The following is a 15,307-nucleotide window of genomic DNA, read 5'->3' on the forward strand; positions in this document are numbered from 1 at the left end:
ACCGTTATGCGCGGTGCTCGGCGGACCTATCCGGGCGGTGAAAAAGCCGCCACTCCCATCATCGGCAACTTTCACACTCTTCACAACTGTCACTTCAGCCCCTACAGTAGAGGGAGGGTTCGGCCGATACACCTGCCGGATAGTGTTCACTGAGGGAGAATGACTTCATGGCAGACAATGGCGGGTCCCGGACAACGTTCCTCACGGTAGCTGAGGTTGCGCAACTTCTGCGCGTGTCCCGCATGACGGTGTATCGCTGGGTTCACGCAGGGGAGATCCCCGCAGTCCAGTTCGGACGGTCCTACCGCGTACCCCGCGCGGCAGTCGACCAGTTCATGGAACAAGCAGGCTTTCAGGGTGGCTTTGCCGCCGAAGATGACGAGCGCCGCTCCGGCACGGTAGGCTAGGCCCTTGTCTGTCGCGTCCAGCGCGTACTGGACGCCGAAAGCACCCTGATCGATTCGAGGTAGGTTCCGTGGGATCCGTCATCAAGAAGCGCCGCAAGCGTATGTCGAAGAAGAAGCACCGTAAGCTGCTTCGCAAGACTCGCCACCAGCGCCGCAACAAGAAGTAGCGTGACGCCGGGCATGTCCCGGCCTTCGCGCACGCAACGCCCGTTCCACCCTGCGGTGGGGCGGGCGTTTTTGCTTGGCCCGCGCACCGTCCCCCGCCTGGCTAGGCCTGATGCGTGCGCCGGTACGCCGACGGTGTCACGTTGAACCTGGCACGGAAGTGGCTGCGCAGCGAGGACGAGTCCGCGAACCCGTGCCGGTGTGCAATGTCCTCAAGCGTCGCATCGGACTGTTCAAGCGCCACCCGCGCGGAGTCGAGGCGCTGGTTCAGCAGCCATGCGGCGGGGGAGAGGCCCGATTCGGCGCGGAACCGCCGGGTGAAGGTGCGCCGCGACATGTTCACTGCTGCAGCCCACTCATCCAGCGTCAGTGCAGTGCCAAGCCGCTCAAGCGCGTACGTCATGGCGCGGGAAATGTCATGCGGCGCAGTGGGGGTCGCGGTGAGGGGGCGTGCGTGTTGAGCCTGGTTCCCGTCCCGGTGCGGGGGCAGAACCAGGCGGGACGCGGCGGTCGCGGCAACTGCCGCGCCATAGTGACGGCGCACCAGGTGCAGGCAACAGTCATAGCCGGCAGTCGCGCCAGCAGAGGTGATGACGTCGCCATGGTCAATCCACAGCGGGCTTGGGTCAACATTGACTCTCCAGCGCGTGGCGACGTCCGCGGCGAACGCCCAGTGGGTGGCCATGGGCCGGCCATCCAAGAGGCCCGATGCCGCGACTGCCACAGCTCCCAAGCACAAGCCCACGATGGTGGCGCCGCGCGAGTGGGCGGCGCGCAGGGCGTCCAGGAAAGCCTGGGGCGGGTCGATGCTGAGGTTCCATGTGGGGATCACGACCACGTCGGCGGTGTCGAGCGCTTCGAGGCCGTGCTGAACGGTGATGTCGAGACCATCTGCGGTGGGCAGAGTCCCTGGGTGTGTCGTGCACCAGCGGACGTCGTAACGGTCCACGTCGCGGGACGCGGCCCGGAACACCGCGTGTGCCGTGGGCAGAAGGTGAGACTCTGTGCCGGGGCAGGCATACACCGCAACCGAGATCATGGCCCTAATCTACCGGTACATGCCCATTGGGCCATCGCCATCGTGGGAGTCACGCAGCCACGATGAAGTCATGACACACATCATCACAGCAACACTCATCGGCGGTCCCACAGCAGTCCTGCAGTATGCAGGCCTCACCATCGTGACGGACCCCACCTTTGACCAGCCGGGCCCGCATGCGTACCTGGTGAAGACCCACGGGCCCGCGCTCACCGCGGACCAGGTGGGAGTCGCGGATGTCGTGCTGATCTCTCACGATCAGCATCCCGACAACCTTGACGACGCAGGCCGCGAGTACGCCCAGCGCAGCACCGTTGCGATCACCACAGTCGCGGGCGCAGAGCGCAACCCCGGCTTCGTGGGAGTCGCACCAGGAGACACCCACACAGTCCAGGGGGATGTCGAGGTCACCATCACCGCAGTTCCCGCCCAGCACGGACCCTTCGAACTGGTGGAGGTCGCCGGACCCGTGGTGGGTTTTGTGATGGAAGCGGAAGGCTGGCCCACCGTGTACTTCTCTGGCGACAACGCGTCCGTGGAGGTTGCGGGCACCATCGCGGACCGGTTCCCTTACGTTGACGTCGCTCTGTTGTGCGTAGGTGCCGCCCAGTTGGCGATGCGCGGGCCTGCCTTGCTGACGTTGAACGCGGACCGCGCCGCTCAGGTCATGCAGCGGTGGCCCTCAGCGACCGTGGTTCCTGTGCATGCGGACGGGTGGGAACACTTCTCCGAGCAGCGGGCTCAGGCAGTCGCGCGGCTCCGTGAACTGGGCCTGGCCGGCCGGCTGGTGGACCTGGAGCCCGGGGTGCCAACCGTGGTGTGACGCACCTTCGGTGCTGGGAGGCATCGGCGCTTGCCGCCCGCTTAGGTGGGCGGCAAGTGTGGTTTTACAGCCCGTGCGACCGTTCGTCGTCCTTCACGGCGATAGGCCGGCGCGTCACCCGGTTCACGGTCGCCTTCCCTGCGCTCTTCACGCCCCGCGCCACCGCAACGGTCGCCCACACGGCCCCCGCCGCGGACGCCCGAACGATCCCGCGGCGTCCGTTCTTGCGGCGCTTGCGGAACTCCTTGACTTCCCAACCACGCTCGGCGGCCCGGCGCCGCAACTTGTTGTCAGGGTTAATGGCACACGGGTTGCCCACTGACTCGAGCATCGGCCCGTCATTGATGGAGTCGCCGTATGCGTAGCTGTTGCTCAGGTCCAGTCCGCGTTCCTGTGCGAGCGCTGCGACCGCGATAGCTTTCGCTTCGCGGTGGAGGAGCTGGCCGTCGAGCCTGCCGGTGTAGTGGCCGTCGACGTGTTCGGCGCGGCTACCCAAAGCGCCGGTGGCGCCCAGCCGCTGCGCGATCACGGAGCCCACCTCTTGCGGAGTGGTGGTCACGAACCACACTTCGCGGCCTGCAGCCAAGTGTTCGTCGATGAGTGCGCGAGTGCCAGGGAAGATGCGCAGCGCGAGGATCTCGTCGTACACCTCTTCGCCCACCGCGATCATTTCCGCCACGGACCAGCCTTTGATGATCGACAGGCCCTCATCCCGCAGCCCTTCGATCTGCTCGCGGTTCTCACCCATCACGGTGTACTTCAACTGTTCCCAGAAGAATCGGAACACGTCGCGCTTGCGGAAGAACCCGTGCTGTTGAAGCCCGCGCGCAATGTGATACGCGGATGCGCCACGAATGACCGTGTTGTCGACATCAAAGAACGCAGCCACGGTGGCGTTGGTCTGGGGACGGTCGGACATCACCGTCTCACTCTAGCGAGGCCAGAGCTCAGGTCCGCCCTATCCTGTGAAACATGTCCGCTCGCGTCACCATGTATTCACGTCCCGGATGCCACTTGTGCGATGAAGCGCGGGAGGTCGTGGCCGCCGTGTGTGCCAAGCGCAAGGTGGCGTGGGAAGAGGTGGACATTTCGGCCGATGCCGCACTGACCTCCGAATATGGCGAACAGATTCCAGTGGTCCTCATTGATGGTGAGGTGCACGGCTTCTGGCGTGTGGACCCGGCCCGCCTGGACCGGGAGTTGAAGCGCAAGCGTTGAGCGCGCATCGGCCCGGCTGTGCTGTACCCAGCAGCGGTTCTCCGTCGGTTTGGCACAACCCTGTTGCTCCTGGGGCCGGTGTGAACCCAGTGACTGTCGCACGTGCCTCATCAGGCGCAGCAGTCACAGGTCTGTGTTAAACCGACTGAGCGGGGGCTGCCCGGGACAGCCGCAGACAGCCACCTGGCCGGCGTGACCTAGGTCCCGCGCGCGTGAGCGACAATAGTGGCCATGCCTGTCGTTCATTTGCTTCGCCACGGCCATGTTCACAACCCGGACAAGATTCTGTATGGCCGTTTGCCTCAGTTCCGGCTGTCTGACACCGGTCAGGCGATGGCGCGCGCTGTTGCCGAGGATTTGCAGGCACGCGAGGTGAACGTGGGCCGGGTGGTGGCGTCGCCGTTGTTGCGTGCGCAGCAGACTGCGGCGCCCACGGCGGAGGCGTTTGGTCTGGAGATCCACACGGATGAACGCCTGATTGAGGCGGGCAACGACTTTGCTGGCCGCGTCCTCACCAGGGGCGCTCGCGACTTCATGAACCCGCGCGACTGGTGGAAGTTGCGTAACCCGTGGACGCCGTCATGGGGCGAGCCGTACAAGGAGCAGCGCGCCCGCATGTGGGCTGCGGTGAGGGATGCGGCGGAGGCGAACCCGGATTCGGACACGGTGATGGTGAGTCACCAGTTGCCGATCTGGGTGACGCGCTGCGATTTTGAGAACCGGTCCATGCTGCATGACCCGCGTTCGCGCCAGTGTGCGTTGGCGAGCCTGACCTCGTTCACGATCGAGGATGGTGAGCCGGTGGCGATGTCGTATGCGGAGCCGGCGGCCCATATCGAGGTGCCCACGTGAGGCGACATGCGCGGCTGGTGATTCTTGCCGCGGTGGTGATCGCGGCGGTGTTGTGGTTGGCTGCGTGTGCTCCGGGTGAGGTGGCGAACTCGCCTGGTTACGTCAGTGGTGATGGCACGGTGACGGAGTGGGCTGAGGACAGTCGTAGCGAGCCGTTGGAGTTGACGGGCACAGACTTTGAGGGCAACACGGTGGATGTTGCGGAGTATCGCGGCCAGGTGGTGTTGGTGAACACCTGGTACGCGTCGTGCCCGCCGTGCCGTGCGGAGGCACCGGACTTGGTGGCGCTTGATGCGATGGAGGATGTCCAGCTCATTGGTGTGAACAGTCGGGACGATGCGGCGACGGCGCAGGCGTTTGAACGCACCTTTGAGGTGGAGTACCCGAGCATCGATGACGCTGACGGCCAGGCCATTGCACATATGCAGGGTTTGGTGTCGATCAATGCGGTGCCGACCACGCTGATCTTGGACCCGGAGGGCCGTGTTGCGGCACGCGCGGTGGGCCGGGTGGAGCCGTCCACGCTTGAGGCGTTGGTTGAGGGTGCCCGTTCGTGAACCTTGCTGCGGTGTCTTTCTCTGAGACGGTCCTGACGGGCTCGTTGTTGCTTGCTATCCCGATCGCGATGTTGGCGGGGTTGGTGAGCTTTGCGTCGCCGTGTGTGGTGCCGCTCGTTCCCGGATACCTGGGGTACGTGTCAGGCATGGCGGGGGCCGATGCTGGGGGTAAGAAGTCGCGGCCGCGCCTGGTGTTGGGCGTGCTGTTGTTTGTGTTGGGTTTTTCTGCGGTGTTTGTGTTGCTGGCGATTGTGGTGTCCGCTGCGGGTGCTGCGTTCCAAACTCGGCTGGACATCATTACGCGCGTGTTGGGTGTGCTGGTCATTTTGATGGGTTTGGCGTTCATGGGTGCCATGCCGTTCTTGCAAAATGAGCGCCGTCTCCACATCAATCCCAAGGCGGGCCTTGCTGGTGCGCCGTTGCTGGGTGTGGTGTTTGGGCTTGGCTGGGCGCCGTGCATCGGCCCTACGTTGTCCGCGGTGATTGCGCTGGGTTTGACTGAGGGGTCGGTGGGCCGCGGGGCGTTGTTGGGGGTGGCGTACTGCCTGGGGTTGGGTTTGCCGTTTTTGGGGATTGCGTTGTGGTTCGAGCGCTCGGGCAAGATGCTGAAGTGGTTGCGCAAGCATCGTCGTGGTTTGCAGATCTTCGGCGGCTCGATGCTGGTGATTTTGGGTGTGATGTTGGTGACTGGCCTGTGGGGGACGTTGACGGGTCAGATGCAGGGTTGGATTGATTCGTTCTGGGTGGCGATCTGATGAGTGCCCGGCTGAAGCTCGACAACTATGCGTACCGCGATGTGCCGCGTTTGGGGGTGCGCGGGTGGTTGCGGTGGATGTGGCGTCAGGTGACGTCGATGCGTGTGGCCGTGATTTTGCTGATTCTGTTGGCGTTGGCGTCGATTCCGGGGTCGGTGTTGCCGCAGTGGCCGCAGAATGCGGGGGATACGCAGGCGTTTATTGATGCGAACCCGTTCTGGGGTCCGTTGTTGGATGCGACTGGCTTCCTTGATGTGTTTGGGTCCGCCTGGTTTACGGCGATCTATCTGTTGCTGTTTGCGTCGCTGATTGGCTGCATTGTGCCCCGGGTGGGCGTGTATTGGCGTGAGTTGCGTGAGCCGGTTCCGGCGGCGCCTAGCCGGTTGGACCGTTACGAGCCGGTGGAGGTTGAGGCGGACTCCAGCGCTGAGTCCGTGGTGGACGCGGCGCGCCGGGAGCTTGAGGGCTCGGGGCCGTTCCGGTGGTTGACGCATTACCGTGTGCGCGTCGATGAGCGGGAGCGTAAGGCGCCCGATGCTGGCCGTGAGCTGGCGTTGTCCGCACACAAGGGGCATGTGCGTGAGTTGGGCAATCTGGTGTTCCATTTGTCGCTCATTGGGATTCTGTTGGCGGTTGCTGCGGGGTCGTTGCTGACGTATCGGGGGCAGGCGCTGATTGTGGAGGGGGACACGTTCACGAATGCTGTGGTGGCGTATGACTCGTATGAGTCGGGGGCGTTGTTCAGCGAGGACGATTTGGATCCGTGGACGTTGACGCTGGAGAGCTTTGAGGCGGAGTTTGGGCTGGATGGGAATCCGCTGGAGTTCACCGCGCATGCGGTGTTGACGGAGCCGGGGCAGGAGCCGCGGACTGTGGAGGCTCAGGTGAACCGGCCTATCCAGGTGGATGGCGCCAAGATCTACTTGCAGGGCAATGGGTATGCGCCGCGGTTCACGGTCGCTGATGGTGACGGCAATGTGGCGTTCCAGGGGGCGGTGCCGTTCTTGCCGCAGGACAGCGTGTATACGTCGACCGGCGTGATCAAGGTTCCGGATGTCACCAGTGGCGAGCAGTTGGGTTTCAAGGCGACTTTGTTGCCCACGGAGGGATCCTCGGAGGCGGGCCCAGTGTCGTTGCACCCGGCGCCGGGTAACCCGGTGATCTATCTGCAGGCCTACACCGGTGATTTGGGCCTTGATGCGGGGGTGCCGCAGAACGTGTACCAGCTCGATGAGTCGCAGCTGAGTCCGGTTCGTGGCGATGACGGCAATCCGTTGTTGGTGCGGATGGAACTGGGGGAGACCATCTCGTTGCCGGATGGCTTGGGCACGGTGACGTGGGAGGAGATGCCGCGGTTTGCGGCGTTCGATCTGCGCCGTGACCCTACGTTGCCGTGGCTGTTGGTGGCGTCTATTGGCGCGCTGGTGGGTTTGGCGATGAGCTTGTTTGGTTCGCGCCGGCGCTTGTGGCTGGTGGCGGCGGTGGCGCCGCCTGCGGGCCGGAAGACTACAGTGGTCACCGCTGCCGCGTGGGCTCCCGCGCATGACACTGCCGTGCATGAGGACCTTGAGGCTCTCGTGGCACAGGCAACCGGAACTCTCATCTTGGTCAAGACACCCCCGGAGGACTCATGACCGCCCAGGAACTGAGCTGGCTTGCGTTGTGGGGTGCCACAGCGTTGTATGCGATCGCGATGGTCGCGTCATCGATTCATCTGGCGCGCGTGGCAGATGCCAAGACCCAGGCGAAGGCGCTGGCCGCCACGGCCACGAGTAGCGCCGATGCTGATGTGAGTGGCGCACAGGGCCTCACCGGGGATAGCGCCGCCGGTAGTGCGTCGGGCACGGCTGGCGCGTCCAGTGCTGTGCGGGTGCGGAGTAAGGCCTCGGGCATTGCTGCGTCGACGACTCTTGTGGGTGCGGTGCTGAACGGTGTGGGTGTCATTGCGCGCGGGTTTGAGTCCGGGCATGTCCCGTGGTCCACGATGTACGAGTACACGATCACTGGCACGTGGGTTGCGGTGGTGGTGTTCCTGATCGTGCAACGCAAGCGTGACGTGTCGTACTTGGCGCCTGGTGTTACTGGTTTTGGCACGATCGCCCTGGGTTTGGGTATGACGGTGCTGTACGCGCAGTCGACGGGTTTGCAGCCTGCGTTGCAGAGTTTCTGGCTGGTCATTCACGTGTCGATCGCAATTATCGCGACGGGCATTTTTGTAGTGGGTGCGGTCGCGACGGTGCTGCAGTTGTGGCGCGATTACCGCGACTCGGGTAGCGCGTTCTTGCAGAAGTGGACGTGGCTGGAAGCGGTGCCCACGCCCGCCAAGTTGGAGGCGCTTGCGTTCCGCCTACATGCTGTGGGTTTTGTGTTGTGGACCTTCACTGTGATGGCGGGCGCCGTGTGGGCGGAGCACGCGTGGGGCCGCTATTGGGGTTGGGACCCCAAGGAAGTGTGGTCCTTTGTCATTTGGGTGATTTACGCTGCCTACTTGCACGCCCGCACCACGCAGGGGTGGGCTGGACGGCGTAGCGCCTACTTGGCTTTGATCGGTTTTGTGGCACTCATCATGAACTTCACTGTGGTCAACCTGGTGTTCCAGGGGCTGCACAGCTATGCGGGGGTCTGATTCACGTATGAAGATTGCGTTCGTTCTGGACGATTCCATTGACCGGCCGGACGGGGTTCAACAGTATGTGTTGACTCTGGGGGCGTTCATGGAGCGTGCGGGCCATGAGGTGCACTATGTGTGCTCGGAGGCCACCCGGACGGACGTGACGGTGCATTCGTTGGCGCGCAATGTGGGGGTGACGTTTAACGGCAATGGTTTGCGGATTCCGTTGCCGACGTCTCGCAAGGATTTGCGTGCGTTCCTTGATGAGCAGCGTTATGACGTGATCCACGTGCAGATCCCGCATTCGCCGCTGTTTGCGTCCCGAGTCGTGGATGAGGCGCGTGCGGTTCAGGGCCGCACGGTCCGGATCGTGGGCACGTTCCACATCCTTCCTGACGGCCGTGTTTCCGAGTATGGGACGCGACTGTTGGGCCGTATTCAGCGCCGCAACTTGGCGCGGTTTGATGCGTTCTGCGCGGTGTCGCCGCCGGCGGTGGAGTTTGCGCGCCGTGCCTTCGGCATTGAGGCGCAGGTGATTCCCTGCTCTATCGATACGTCCGCGTTTGCGGGCGCTGAGGCGGCGCCGCGGGACGGTGACCGTGTGCGCATCGTCTTCTTGGGCAGGCTCGTGGAACGTAAGGGTGCTGCGGAACTGATCGCGGCCCTGGCCACGTTGCCCCCTGAGGTGCGGGACCGGCTTGAGGTGCGCATCGGCGGTAAAGGGCCGATGCTGGACCTCCTCACCACAGCCGTCGCCCACGCGGGGCTAGAGAACGTGGTGCACCTTGACGGGTTTGTGTCGGAAGAGGACAAGCCTGGCTATTACGCCAGCGCAGACCTTGCCGTGTTCCCGGCTACCGGTGGCGAGAGCTTTGGCATTGTGCTTATTGAGGCGATGGCCTCCGGGGCGGGCGTAGTGTTTGGCGGGGCGAACCCGGGGTATCTGTCGGTGCTTGGCGACCGGCCGGAGGTGTCCGTTGACGCCACGGACACTGCAGCATTCGCGGCGGCGCTGACCCGGCTCATTGAGGACGATGCTCTGCGCGCGGAACTCCACGCGGAACAAGCCGAGCGGGTGCAACGCTTTGACGTGCAGACCGTGGGCGCACAAATCCTGGACCTTTACGGCGCTTAGCGCGCCGGCGTGTCCGTAGAGTGGACGTATGCCTGACACCTCCGCCGACGCCGTATCCGCTAGCCCGCTGAACCCGGAAGGCGCGGGTGCGCGCTATCTGGCTGCCGTGACCTCCATGCTGGAGGAGGCCGCCGTTGCAGAGTCTGCTGCCATGTCCGCGGCGGCGGAAGCCATCGCATCGGCCCTCCTTCAGGGCGGAACGTTGCACGCGTTTGGCTCCGGCCACTCCACCATCATCAGCGAAGAGGTCTTCTACCGCGCGGGTGGGCTCAAAGCGGTGCGGCCATTGTTTTTTGAAGGTCTCATGCTGCATGGTTCCAACCGGCTCGCCACCCAGTTAGAACGGATCTCCGGGCTTGCGGAGAAACTGCTCGATGACCACGGCGTGGAGGCGGGCGACGTGCTGATCGTCGCGTCGAACTCAGGCGGCAACGCGGTGTCCGTGGAAGCGGTTCAGGAGGCACGCAAGCGCGGTCTCACCACGATTGCGGTGACGTCTGTGGGCCACGCCACCTCGCCCGCAGCACGTCCCACGCCCCACCCCAAACTCCACGAAGTCGCTGACATTGTGCTCGACAACCACGGCGTCGTAGGCGATGCCGCGGTGCCGGTGGAAGTCGCTGGCACTCGTGTGGGGCCCACCTCGACCGTGGTGGGGGCGGCGTTGGTGAACGCGGTCGTGGCAGAAGCCATTGAGCGGGCGGCGTCCCGCGGCTGGACCCCGGACCTGTGGGTGTCGAGCGCGCTCGCGATTGGTGACGCCGCAAACGCGTCTTAGCCCGCGGAGTTGTTGCAGGCGGGAGGCCTAGTCGTCGTTTTTGCGACGTTCCTGTTGGCGTAGCCACCGCAGGTAGTCGGGGTCGTCGTCCGGGGCCTTCTGGCGGGGTTCGGAGGTGCCGCCGCGGCCGCGCATCTGCAACCCAATCCAGATCAGCGCACCCAAGTAGGGGGCCAAGATGATGATCGCGATCCAGGCCGTCCGGTGGAGGCCAAAGTACTCCTGCTTGCCGCGGTTGAGGACGTCCGTGACCGCATAGGCCGCGAGCACGATGTACAGACCAAACAGCAGGAGGTAACGCATCAACTCATTCTAGTCGTTGCCCAGCTTGCGGCGGCGCTCCTGCTCGTTGAGCCAAATGAGGTACTGGGGGTCGTCGTCCGGTGCCATGGGGCGGGGCTGGGGGCGGCTACGGCCAGTGCCGCGGGTGAACTTCAGAATGATCCACACTAGTGCGCCGATGTACGGGAATAGCAGGATGATCACAATCCACGCCCACTTGGGGACACCGTGGGGTGAGGGCTCGGGATGCTGCACTGCGTCCGCGACACAGTAGGCAGTAATCACTACGTACAGGATGAACGGAAGCGCGCGCACAGGCACACTGTAGCCCCACGTACCCTTATACGCATGAGGATTCTTGCCTATTGGGCTGCACGCACGGGTATTTTCTTTGCCGTGGTGGGTGTGCTGTACCTGGTCGGCTGGTTCGACATCATCTCTGTGATTGCCGCGTTTTTCATCGCCTGGATGATTTCTTACCTGGCCTTGGATGGTTTGCGCCGTCAGGCCGGGCAGCAGATGGAAGGCGTCATTGACCGCTCGCAGCGGGGGATCCGCACACTTGATGCGGAAGAGGACGCGGAGATCGGCGACGGGCAGGACAAGCGCTAAAGCGCGAGCGCCACTCCCAGCAGCAGCCCATAGGCGAGTCCCACGCCAGAGATCGCGCTGAAGATCACCTTCATCGACACTTTCTCTGCGCCAATCCGCATGCCGCCCGCGATCAGCAGGCTGGGTAGTGCCACCACGGTCGCAATGAGTGCCCACGGGTGTGCGAACGCGACCACCACGGCACACACCACAGGCAGCAGGACCGATGCCACAAAGAGCCGGCGTGCCCGGGGCACGCCCCACTTCACGGCCAGGGTGAGTTTGCCGGTGACGGCATCCGTGTCAGCGTCGCGGATGTTGTTCACCAGGAGCAGTGCCACGGCGTACAGGCCCACACCGGTCGAGGCGATCACGGCCCACCACGTGATGGAGGCGTCGCCTGAGAATGCAGTCTGGGTGAGCATGGTGCCCAGCACAGCCACGGGACCAAAGAAAATGAAGACGCTGACTTCACCCCAGCCGGCATACCCATAGGGCCGCGTAGTGCCGGTGTACGTCCAGGCCGCAACAATCGCGACCGCACCCACGAGCAGCAGCCACCACGTTCCGGTGATCGCGACCAGGGTCAGACCCAACACGCCAGCCACCCCAAACGACACGAACGCAGCACGCTTCACCGCCGTGGGAGTGGCGCGGCCCGTGGCGACCAGACGGTCCGGGCCAATGCGGTCCATGTCAGTGCCACGGATACCGTCCGAGTAGTCGTTGCCGTAGTTCGAGGCCACTTGGAGTGCCACGGCAACGCCCAGAGCAAGCAACGCTGGGATGAACGCAAAACCGTCGACCGCAGCGGCAGCACCGCTACCGACCGCCACGGCAGAGATCGACGTCCACAGGGTGCGGGGACGGGCTCCGTCGATCCAGTCTTGGGTGGTCGTCATGCGGGCTCCTTGGGGTCTGCTGCTGCGGCGATCTGGCGCGCGGCACTGCGATCGATTTTGCCAGCCTCAGTACGAGGCACGGAATCCATGGGGACAATGAGGCGCGGCAGCGCATGCCTGGGCAGGTCCACCGACTCCCGAATGTGCGTCACCGTAGGAGCAGGGGGAACGCACGCCACCACCGCAGCGACCCGCTCTCCCCATTCCGGATCAGGAACTCCCACCACGATGGCGTCCTTCACCCCTGGTAAGGCCAGCAGGGCACGCTCCACAGTCGCGGGATGCACGTTGTGGCCACCGGTAATGATCACGTCGTCGGCCCGCCCGTGAACGTCCAACCGTCCATCCCAGTCGCCCAGGTCGCCAGTCACGAACCAGCGCCGGCCATGCCTCACCTCAAAAGCTGAGTTGTCCCCATCCTCATAGCCGTCCGCCAGGACCGGGCCTGCCAAGGCGATCCGGGCATCGTCCCTCACCCGCACGTTCACCCCCGGCAGCGGCACCCCGTCATACACACAACCGCCGCACGTTTCCGTCATGCCGTACGTCTCCACAGCGTTGGCGGGCAACTCCATTCCGGGCGCGGCACCTCCCACGAGAACCGCGTCGAAACTTGCGAGCGCGCTAGCCCCCGCCGCATCGGCCAAGAGCCTGCGGACCTGCGTAGGCACCAAGGACACATACCGCCGGCCAGCAGGCATCGATGCCACGGCCTGCGCGAAGCCCTGCGCCGTGAACGGGCCGGCCGGCATGCGCGTCACGTGGGCATCCGCCATCTCCGCACGCGCCAACACCATCGCACCCGCGATCCTGTCCTGAGGCACAGCAAGCAACCAATGCGCAGGCCCACCCAGCCGGTTCAACGTGGCACGGGCCGATGCCCGGACGGCCTCCGCACTCAACAACACTTCACGCGGCTCACCAGTAGAACCGGAGGTACGGGCAGCAATGCCAGCAGCCTGTCCATGGACCACAGCGTGAATGGCGGCGGGCGCATCTCGGGCAATCCGGGCGTACGTCATGTGGACAAGCGTAAGCGGCCCCTAGAATGGCGGCCATGAAGACCCGTCGCGTCGTCCCGCTGACAGCCTTCGCTGCCGCAGCGTTGCTCCTGACCGCCTGCTCGTCCAATGTTGCGGAAGGCACGGCCACCACGGCATCGCCCTCAGCGTCCGCAGTGGAACGCACCGTTGTCCCTTCGCCGCCCGCAGACCCCCAACCAGAAGTGATCTGGCCGCTGACGGGTGTGGACGCCACCGAGGCCAACGAGGACCTGCTGGCCCGTCCCGCGCTGTCCATCAAGATCGAGAACTCTGCGGCCGCCCGCCCACAGCAGAACCTCGTCAACGCGGACGTCGTGTTCGAGGAGTACGTGGAGTCCGGCATCTCCCGCCTGGTGGCCGTGTACCACTCGGACGTTCCCGAAACCCTGGGGCCCATCCGCTCCATGCGTCCCATGGACAAGAACATCATGGGTTCGTTTGAAGGACCGCTGATCTTCTCCGGTGCCCAGGGACGGTTCATCAACCAGACGGCATCCACCGGCCAGGAGATGATCGCTCAAGACACCGGCGGCTACGGCTTCTACCGCACCTCCAACCGTGCGGCACCGCACAACCTCTATGGCACGCCAGAGGACTTCTTCGCTCAGACTGACGCCACCACCCCACCGCAGCAGTTCGAGTACGCCTACCCCGCCGAAGAGTCCAACGTCGTCACCGGCGGCACCACGGCCTCCGCGATCGACATCCACATGTCGCAGTACTCCAACCCGTCATGGGACTTCGACGGTGAGGTGTGGCAGCGTTCCGAGGGCGGCTCGCCCCACGTCCAGGACGACGGCACCCAGCTGTACGCCGACAACGTGATCGTGCTGCGCGTCGACGTCGAGTACACGGGCCGCAGCGGAGGATCATCTGTTCCGGAAACCATGCTTGCAGGACGTGACGGCACCGGATTCGCTGTGGTCGGCGACGCGTACCAGGAGATCACTTGGTCCAAGGCCGGACAGTTTGATCCCTACGTGTTGAAGAACACCGACGGCGAAGTGGTGCAGCTCATCCCCGGTAAGACCTGGGTGGAGCTGGTGCCGCAGTCCGGAGTGTCCGACAACCCCACGGTCAACATTTCCTAACCCGCAGCCCCCTTCCCCTGGCCGTATAAACTCGGCGGGGGTCAGGGGGCTTTGTGGTCCTGGCCGTAGTTCTTGGTTGGTCGGATCGTTAGAACGCGTACGGGAACTGCGTCCAATCCGGGTCCCGTCGCTGGAGGAACGCATCGCGACCCTCTTGCGCCTCATCCGTCATATACGCCATTCGGGTCGCCTCACCGGCGAACACCTGCTGGCCAGCAAGCCCGTCGTCTGCAAGGTTGAACGCGAACTTCAGCATCCGGATCGCTTGCGGCGACTTGGTGGCGATGGTCTTCGCGTACTCCAGAGCCGTGCTCTCCAGCTCCGCGTGCGGCACTGCCTCGTTGACGACGCCCCAGGCTGCGGCATCGGCCCCTGAGTATTCGCGGGCCAGGAAGAAAATCTCGCGGGCCTTCTTGTCGCCCACCTGCCGGGCCAGCAACGCAGATCCGTAGCCGGCGTCGAACGACCCCACATTCGCATCCGTCTGCTTGAACCGTGCGTGTTCGAGCGACGCGATCGAAAGGTCAGCGACCACGTTGAGGCTGTGCCCGCCACCGGCCGCCCACCCGTTGACGGCCGCGATGGTGACCTTGGGCATGGTGCGCATGAGGCGCTGGACTTCCAGAATGTGAAGGCGGCCGCCGTGCGCGGGGGCGTCTTCGGCGGAGCCTTCGTACAGGTAGCCGTCACGCCCGCGAATGCGCTGGTCGCCCCCGGAGCAGAACGCCCACACGCCGTCCTTGGGTGCGGGGCCGTTGCCGGTCAGGATCACGGCAGCAACGTCCGAGGTCATGCGGGCGTGGTCCAGGGCGCGGTACAGCTCGTCGACCGTTTGGGGGCGGAACGCGTTGCGCACCTCCGGCCGGTTGAACGCGATGCGCACGGCGGGCAGGTCGCGCGTGGTGTCTCCGTCGCGCTGCACCCAGCGGTGGTACGTGATGTCGCCGTCGGGGAACCCGTCGATGGAACGCCACTGCTGCGGGTCGAACGTGTCCGAAACCTGGGAGGGAATGCTCATGTGGCCAGGGTAGTCGGCCACTGCTGCCTTCGGTTTGGCA

The 15,307-nt window shown here is 64.5% G+C and carries 20 protein-coding genes; 13 read left to right on the forward strand and 7 right to left on the reverse strand.

All coding sequences use genetic code 11. From position 1 onward, the window contains the following. The first annotated feature begins 167 nt into the window (after window positions 1-167). A complete protein-coding gene (locus tag ON058_RS02705; RefSeq protein ID WP_274667488.1) occupies window positions 168-407 on the forward strand; it encodes a helix-turn-helix domain-containing protein in 240 nt (79 codons plus the stop codon). A gap of 68 nt (window positions 408-475) precedes the next feature. Continuing rightward, window positions 476-574 carry an AURKAIP1/COX24 domain-containing protein gene (locus ON058_RS02710; protein WP_005504750.1) on the forward strand — a complete coding sequence of 33 codons (99 nt, stop codon included), beginning with the start codon at window positions 476-478 and terminating at the stop codon, window positions 572-574. Between the two features lie 101 nt (window positions 575-675). Here the strand turns inward: ON058_RS02710 and ON058_RS02715 are convergent, their stop codons facing one another. Next, window positions 676-1,611 (reverse strand): GlxA family transcriptional regulator, encoded by a 936-nt coding sequence (locus tag ON058_RS02715; protein WP_274667489.1) that lies wholly within the window; start codon window positions 1,609-1,611, stop codon window positions 676-678. Window positions 1,612-1,681: 70 nt separating this feature from the next. Between ON058_RS02715 and ON058_RS02720 the strand changes: the two genes are divergently transcribed. Then, on the forward strand, window positions 1,682-2,434 hold the full coding sequence (locus tag ON058_RS02720; protein WP_274667490.1) for an MBL fold metallo-hydrolase: 753 nt from the start codon (window positions 1,682-1,684) through the stop codon (window positions 2,432-2,434). A gap of 64 nt (window positions 2,435-2,498) precedes the next feature. Here the strand turns inward: ON058_RS02720 and ON058_RS02725 are convergent, their stop codons facing one another. Then, window positions 2,499-3,353, reverse strand: a complete 855-nt coding sequence (locus ON058_RS02725) for an HAD family phosphatase (RefSeq protein ID WP_274667491.1) — start codon at window positions 3,351-3,353, stop codon at window positions 2,499-2,501. A gap of 53 nt (window positions 3,354-3,406) precedes the next feature. Here ON058_RS02725 and ON058_RS02730 point away from each other — a divergent pair, with 53 nt between their 5' ends. From ON058_RS02730 to ON058_RS02765, 8 genes are all read left to right on the forward strand, one after another. Continuing rightward, window positions 3,407-3,652, forward strand: coding sequence for a glutaredoxin family protein (locus ON058_RS02730; RefSeq protein ID WP_274667492.1), 246 nt, complete (start codon window positions 3,407-3,409; stop codon window positions 3,650-3,652). 231 nt (window positions 3,653-3,883) lie between these two features. Beyond that, window positions 3,884-4,504, forward strand: coding sequence for a histidine phosphatase family protein (locus tag ON058_RS02735; protein WP_274667493.1), 621 nt, complete (start codon window positions 3,884-3,886; stop codon window positions 4,502-4,504). Next, entirely contained in the window at window positions 4,501-5,061 is a 561-nt protein-coding gene (locus ON058_RS02740; protein ID WP_274667494.1) for a TlpA disulfide reductase family protein, read from the forward strand. The genes ON058_RS02735 and ON058_RS02740 overlap by 4 nt, the downstream gene beginning before the upstream one ends. Beyond that, entirely contained in the window at window positions 5,058-5,816 is a 759-nt protein-coding gene (locus ON058_RS02745; RefSeq protein ID WP_274667495.1) for a cytochrome c biogenesis CcdA family protein, read from the forward strand. The genes ON058_RS02740 and ON058_RS02745 overlap by 4 nt, the downstream gene beginning before the upstream one ends. After that, a complete protein-coding gene (locus tag ON058_RS02750; protein WP_274667496.1) occupies window positions 5,816-7,450 on the forward strand; it encodes a cytochrome c biogenesis protein ResB in 1,635 nt (544 codons plus the stop codon). The genes ON058_RS02745 and ON058_RS02750 overlap by 1 nt, the downstream gene beginning before the upstream one ends. Next, a complete protein-coding gene (gene ccsB, locus ON058_RS02755; protein ID WP_274667497.1) occupies window positions 7,447-8,442 on the forward strand; it encodes a c-type cytochrome biogenesis protein CcsB in 996 nt (331 codons plus the stop codon). Before ON058_RS02750 ends, ccsB begins: the two co-directional genes overlap by 4 nt. Before the next feature lie 7 nt (window positions 8,443-8,449). Further along, complete coding sequence (locus ON058_RS02760; RefSeq protein WP_274667498.1) at window positions 8,450-9,562, forward strand: glycosyltransferase family 4 protein; 1,113 nt, start codon at window positions 8,450-8,452, stop codon at window positions 9,560-9,562. 28 nt (window positions 9,563-9,590) lie between these two features. Continuing rightward, window positions 9,591-10,340, forward strand: coding sequence for a sugar isomerase domain-containing protein (locus ON058_RS02765; protein ID WP_274667499.1), 750 nt, complete (start codon window positions 9,591-9,593; stop codon window positions 10,338-10,340). Window positions 10,341-10,367: 27 nt separating this feature from the next. Here the strand turns inward: ON058_RS02765 and ON058_RS02770 are convergent, their stop codons facing one another. Beyond that, complete coding sequence (locus ON058_RS02770) at window positions 10,368-10,643, reverse strand: PLD nuclease N-terminal domain-containing protein (RefSeq protein WP_274667500.1); 276 nt, start codon at window positions 10,641-10,643, stop codon at window positions 10,368-10,370. A gap of 9 nt (window positions 10,644-10,652) precedes the next feature. Then, window positions 10,653-10,937 (reverse strand): PLD nuclease N-terminal domain-containing protein, encoded by a 285-nt coding sequence (locus ON058_RS02775; RefSeq protein ID WP_274667501.1) that lies wholly within the window; start codon window positions 10,935-10,937, stop codon window positions 10,653-10,655. Between the two features lie 33 nt (window positions 10,938-10,970). Between ON058_RS02775 and ON058_RS02780 the strand changes: the two genes are divergently transcribed. Then, complete coding sequence (locus ON058_RS02780) at window positions 10,971-11,234, forward strand: DUF4229 domain-containing protein (RefSeq protein WP_274667502.1); 264 nt, start codon at window positions 10,971-10,973, stop codon at window positions 11,232-11,234. Here ON058_RS02780 and ON058_RS02785 read toward each other — a convergent pair. Both ON058_RS02785 and ON058_RS02790 read right to left on the reverse strand, forming a co-directional pair. Further along, a complete protein-coding gene (locus ON058_RS02785; RefSeq protein ID WP_274667503.1) occupies window positions 11,231-12,115 on the reverse strand; it encodes a 1,4-dihydroxy-2-naphthoate polyprenyltransferase in 885 nt (294 codons plus the stop codon). The two genes, ON058_RS02780 and ON058_RS02785, sit on opposite strands and share 4 nt — an antisense overlap. After that, window positions 12,112-13,137, reverse strand: coding sequence for an AMP-binding protein (locus tag ON058_RS02790; protein ID WP_274667504.1), 1,026 nt, complete (start codon window positions 13,135-13,137; stop codon window positions 12,112-12,114). Before ON058_RS02790 ends, ON058_RS02785 begins: the two co-directional genes overlap by 4 nt. A gap of 35 nt (window positions 13,138-13,172) precedes the next feature. Here ON058_RS02790 and ON058_RS02795 point away from each other — a divergent pair, with 35 nt between their 5' ends. Beyond that, the gene (locus tag ON058_RS02795) at window positions 13,173-14,249 is read left to right on the forward strand and encodes a DUF3048 domain-containing protein (RefSeq protein WP_274667505.1); all 1,077 of its coding nucleotides are present in this window, start codon (window positions 13,173-13,175) and stop codon (window positions 14,247-14,249) included. A gap of 88 nt (window positions 14,250-14,337) precedes the next feature. Here the strand turns inward: ON058_RS02795 and ON058_RS02800 are convergent, their stop codons facing one another. Continuing rightward, window positions 14,338-15,267 (reverse strand): 1,4-dihydroxy-2-naphthoyl-CoA synthase, encoded by a 930-nt coding sequence (locus ON058_RS02800; RefSeq protein WP_274667506.1) that lies wholly within the window; start codon window positions 15,265-15,267, stop codon window positions 14,338-14,340. Window positions 15,268-15,307 lie beyond the last annotated feature (40 nt).

It is taken from the genome of Demequina sp. B12, assembly GCF_028823635.1.
In the GTDB taxonomy this organism is placed as follows: domain Bacteria; phylum Actinomycetota; class Actinomycetes; order Actinomycetales; family Demequinaceae; genus Demequina.

Bases quoted from the DNA above. Each gene is read 5' to 3' on its own strand.
- ON058_RS02760 (WP_274667498.1), top strand. From the start codon at position 8,450: ATGAAGATTGCGTTCGTTCTGGACGATTCCATTGACCGGCCGGACGGG.
- ON058_RS02770 (WP_274667500.1), bottom strand. From the start codon at position 10,643: ATGCGTTACCTCCTGCTGTTTGGTCTGTACATCGTGCTCGCGGCCTAT.
- ON058_RS02800 (WP_274667506.1), bottom strand. From the start codon at position 15,267: ATGAGCATTCCCTCCCAGGTTTCGGACACGTTCGACCCGCAGCAGTGG.
- ON058_RS02785 (WP_274667503.1), bottom strand. From the start codon at position 12,115: ATGACGACCACCCAAGACTGGATCGACGGAGCCCGTCCCCGCACCCTG.
- ON058_RS02750 (WP_274667496.1), top strand. From the start codon at position 5,816: ATGAGTGCCCGGCTGAAGCTCGACAACTATGCGTACCGCGATGTGCCG.
- ON058_RS02725 (WP_274667491.1), bottom strand. From the start codon at position 3,353: ATGTCCGACCGTCCCCAGACCAACGCCACCGTGGCTGCGTTCTTTGAT.
- ON058_RS02765 (WP_274667499.1), top strand. From the start codon at position 9,591: ATGCCTGACACCTCCGCCGACGCCGTATCCGCTAGCCCGCTGAACCCG.
- ON058_RS02790 (WP_274667504.1), bottom strand. From the start codon at position 13,137: ATGACGTACGCCCGGATTGCCCGAGATGCGCCCGCCGCCATTCACGCT.
- ON058_RS02795 (WP_274667505.1), top strand. From the start codon at position 13,173: ATGAAGACCCGTCGCGTCGTCCCGCTGACAGCCTTCGCTGCCGCAGCG.
- ON058_RS02720 (WP_274667490.1), top strand. From the start codon at position 1,682: ATGACACACATCATCACAGCAACACTCATCGGCGGTCCCACAGCAGTC.
- ON058_RS02715 (WP_274667489.1), bottom strand. From the start codon at position 1,611: ATGATCTCGGTTGCGGTGTATGCCTGCCCCGGCACAGAGTCTCACCTT.
- ccsB (WP_274667497.1), top strand. From the start codon at position 7,447: ATGACCGCCCAGGAACTGAGCTGGCTTGCGTTGTGGGGTGCCACAGCG.
- ON058_RS02730 (WP_274667492.1), top strand. From the start codon at position 3,407: ATGTCCGCTCGCGTCACCATGTATTCACGTCCCGGATGCCACTTGTGC.
- ON058_RS02735 (WP_274667493.1), top strand. From the start codon at position 3,884: ATGCCTGTCGTTCATTTGCTTCGCCACGGCCATGTTCACAACCCGGAC.
- ON058_RS02780 (WP_274667502.1), top strand. From the start codon at position 10,971: ATGAGGATTCTTGCCTATTGGGCTGCACGCACGGGTATTTTCTTTGCC.
- ON058_RS02705 (WP_274667488.1), top strand. From the start codon at position 168: ATGGCAGACAATGGCGGGTCCCGGACAACGTTCCTCACGGTAGCTGAG.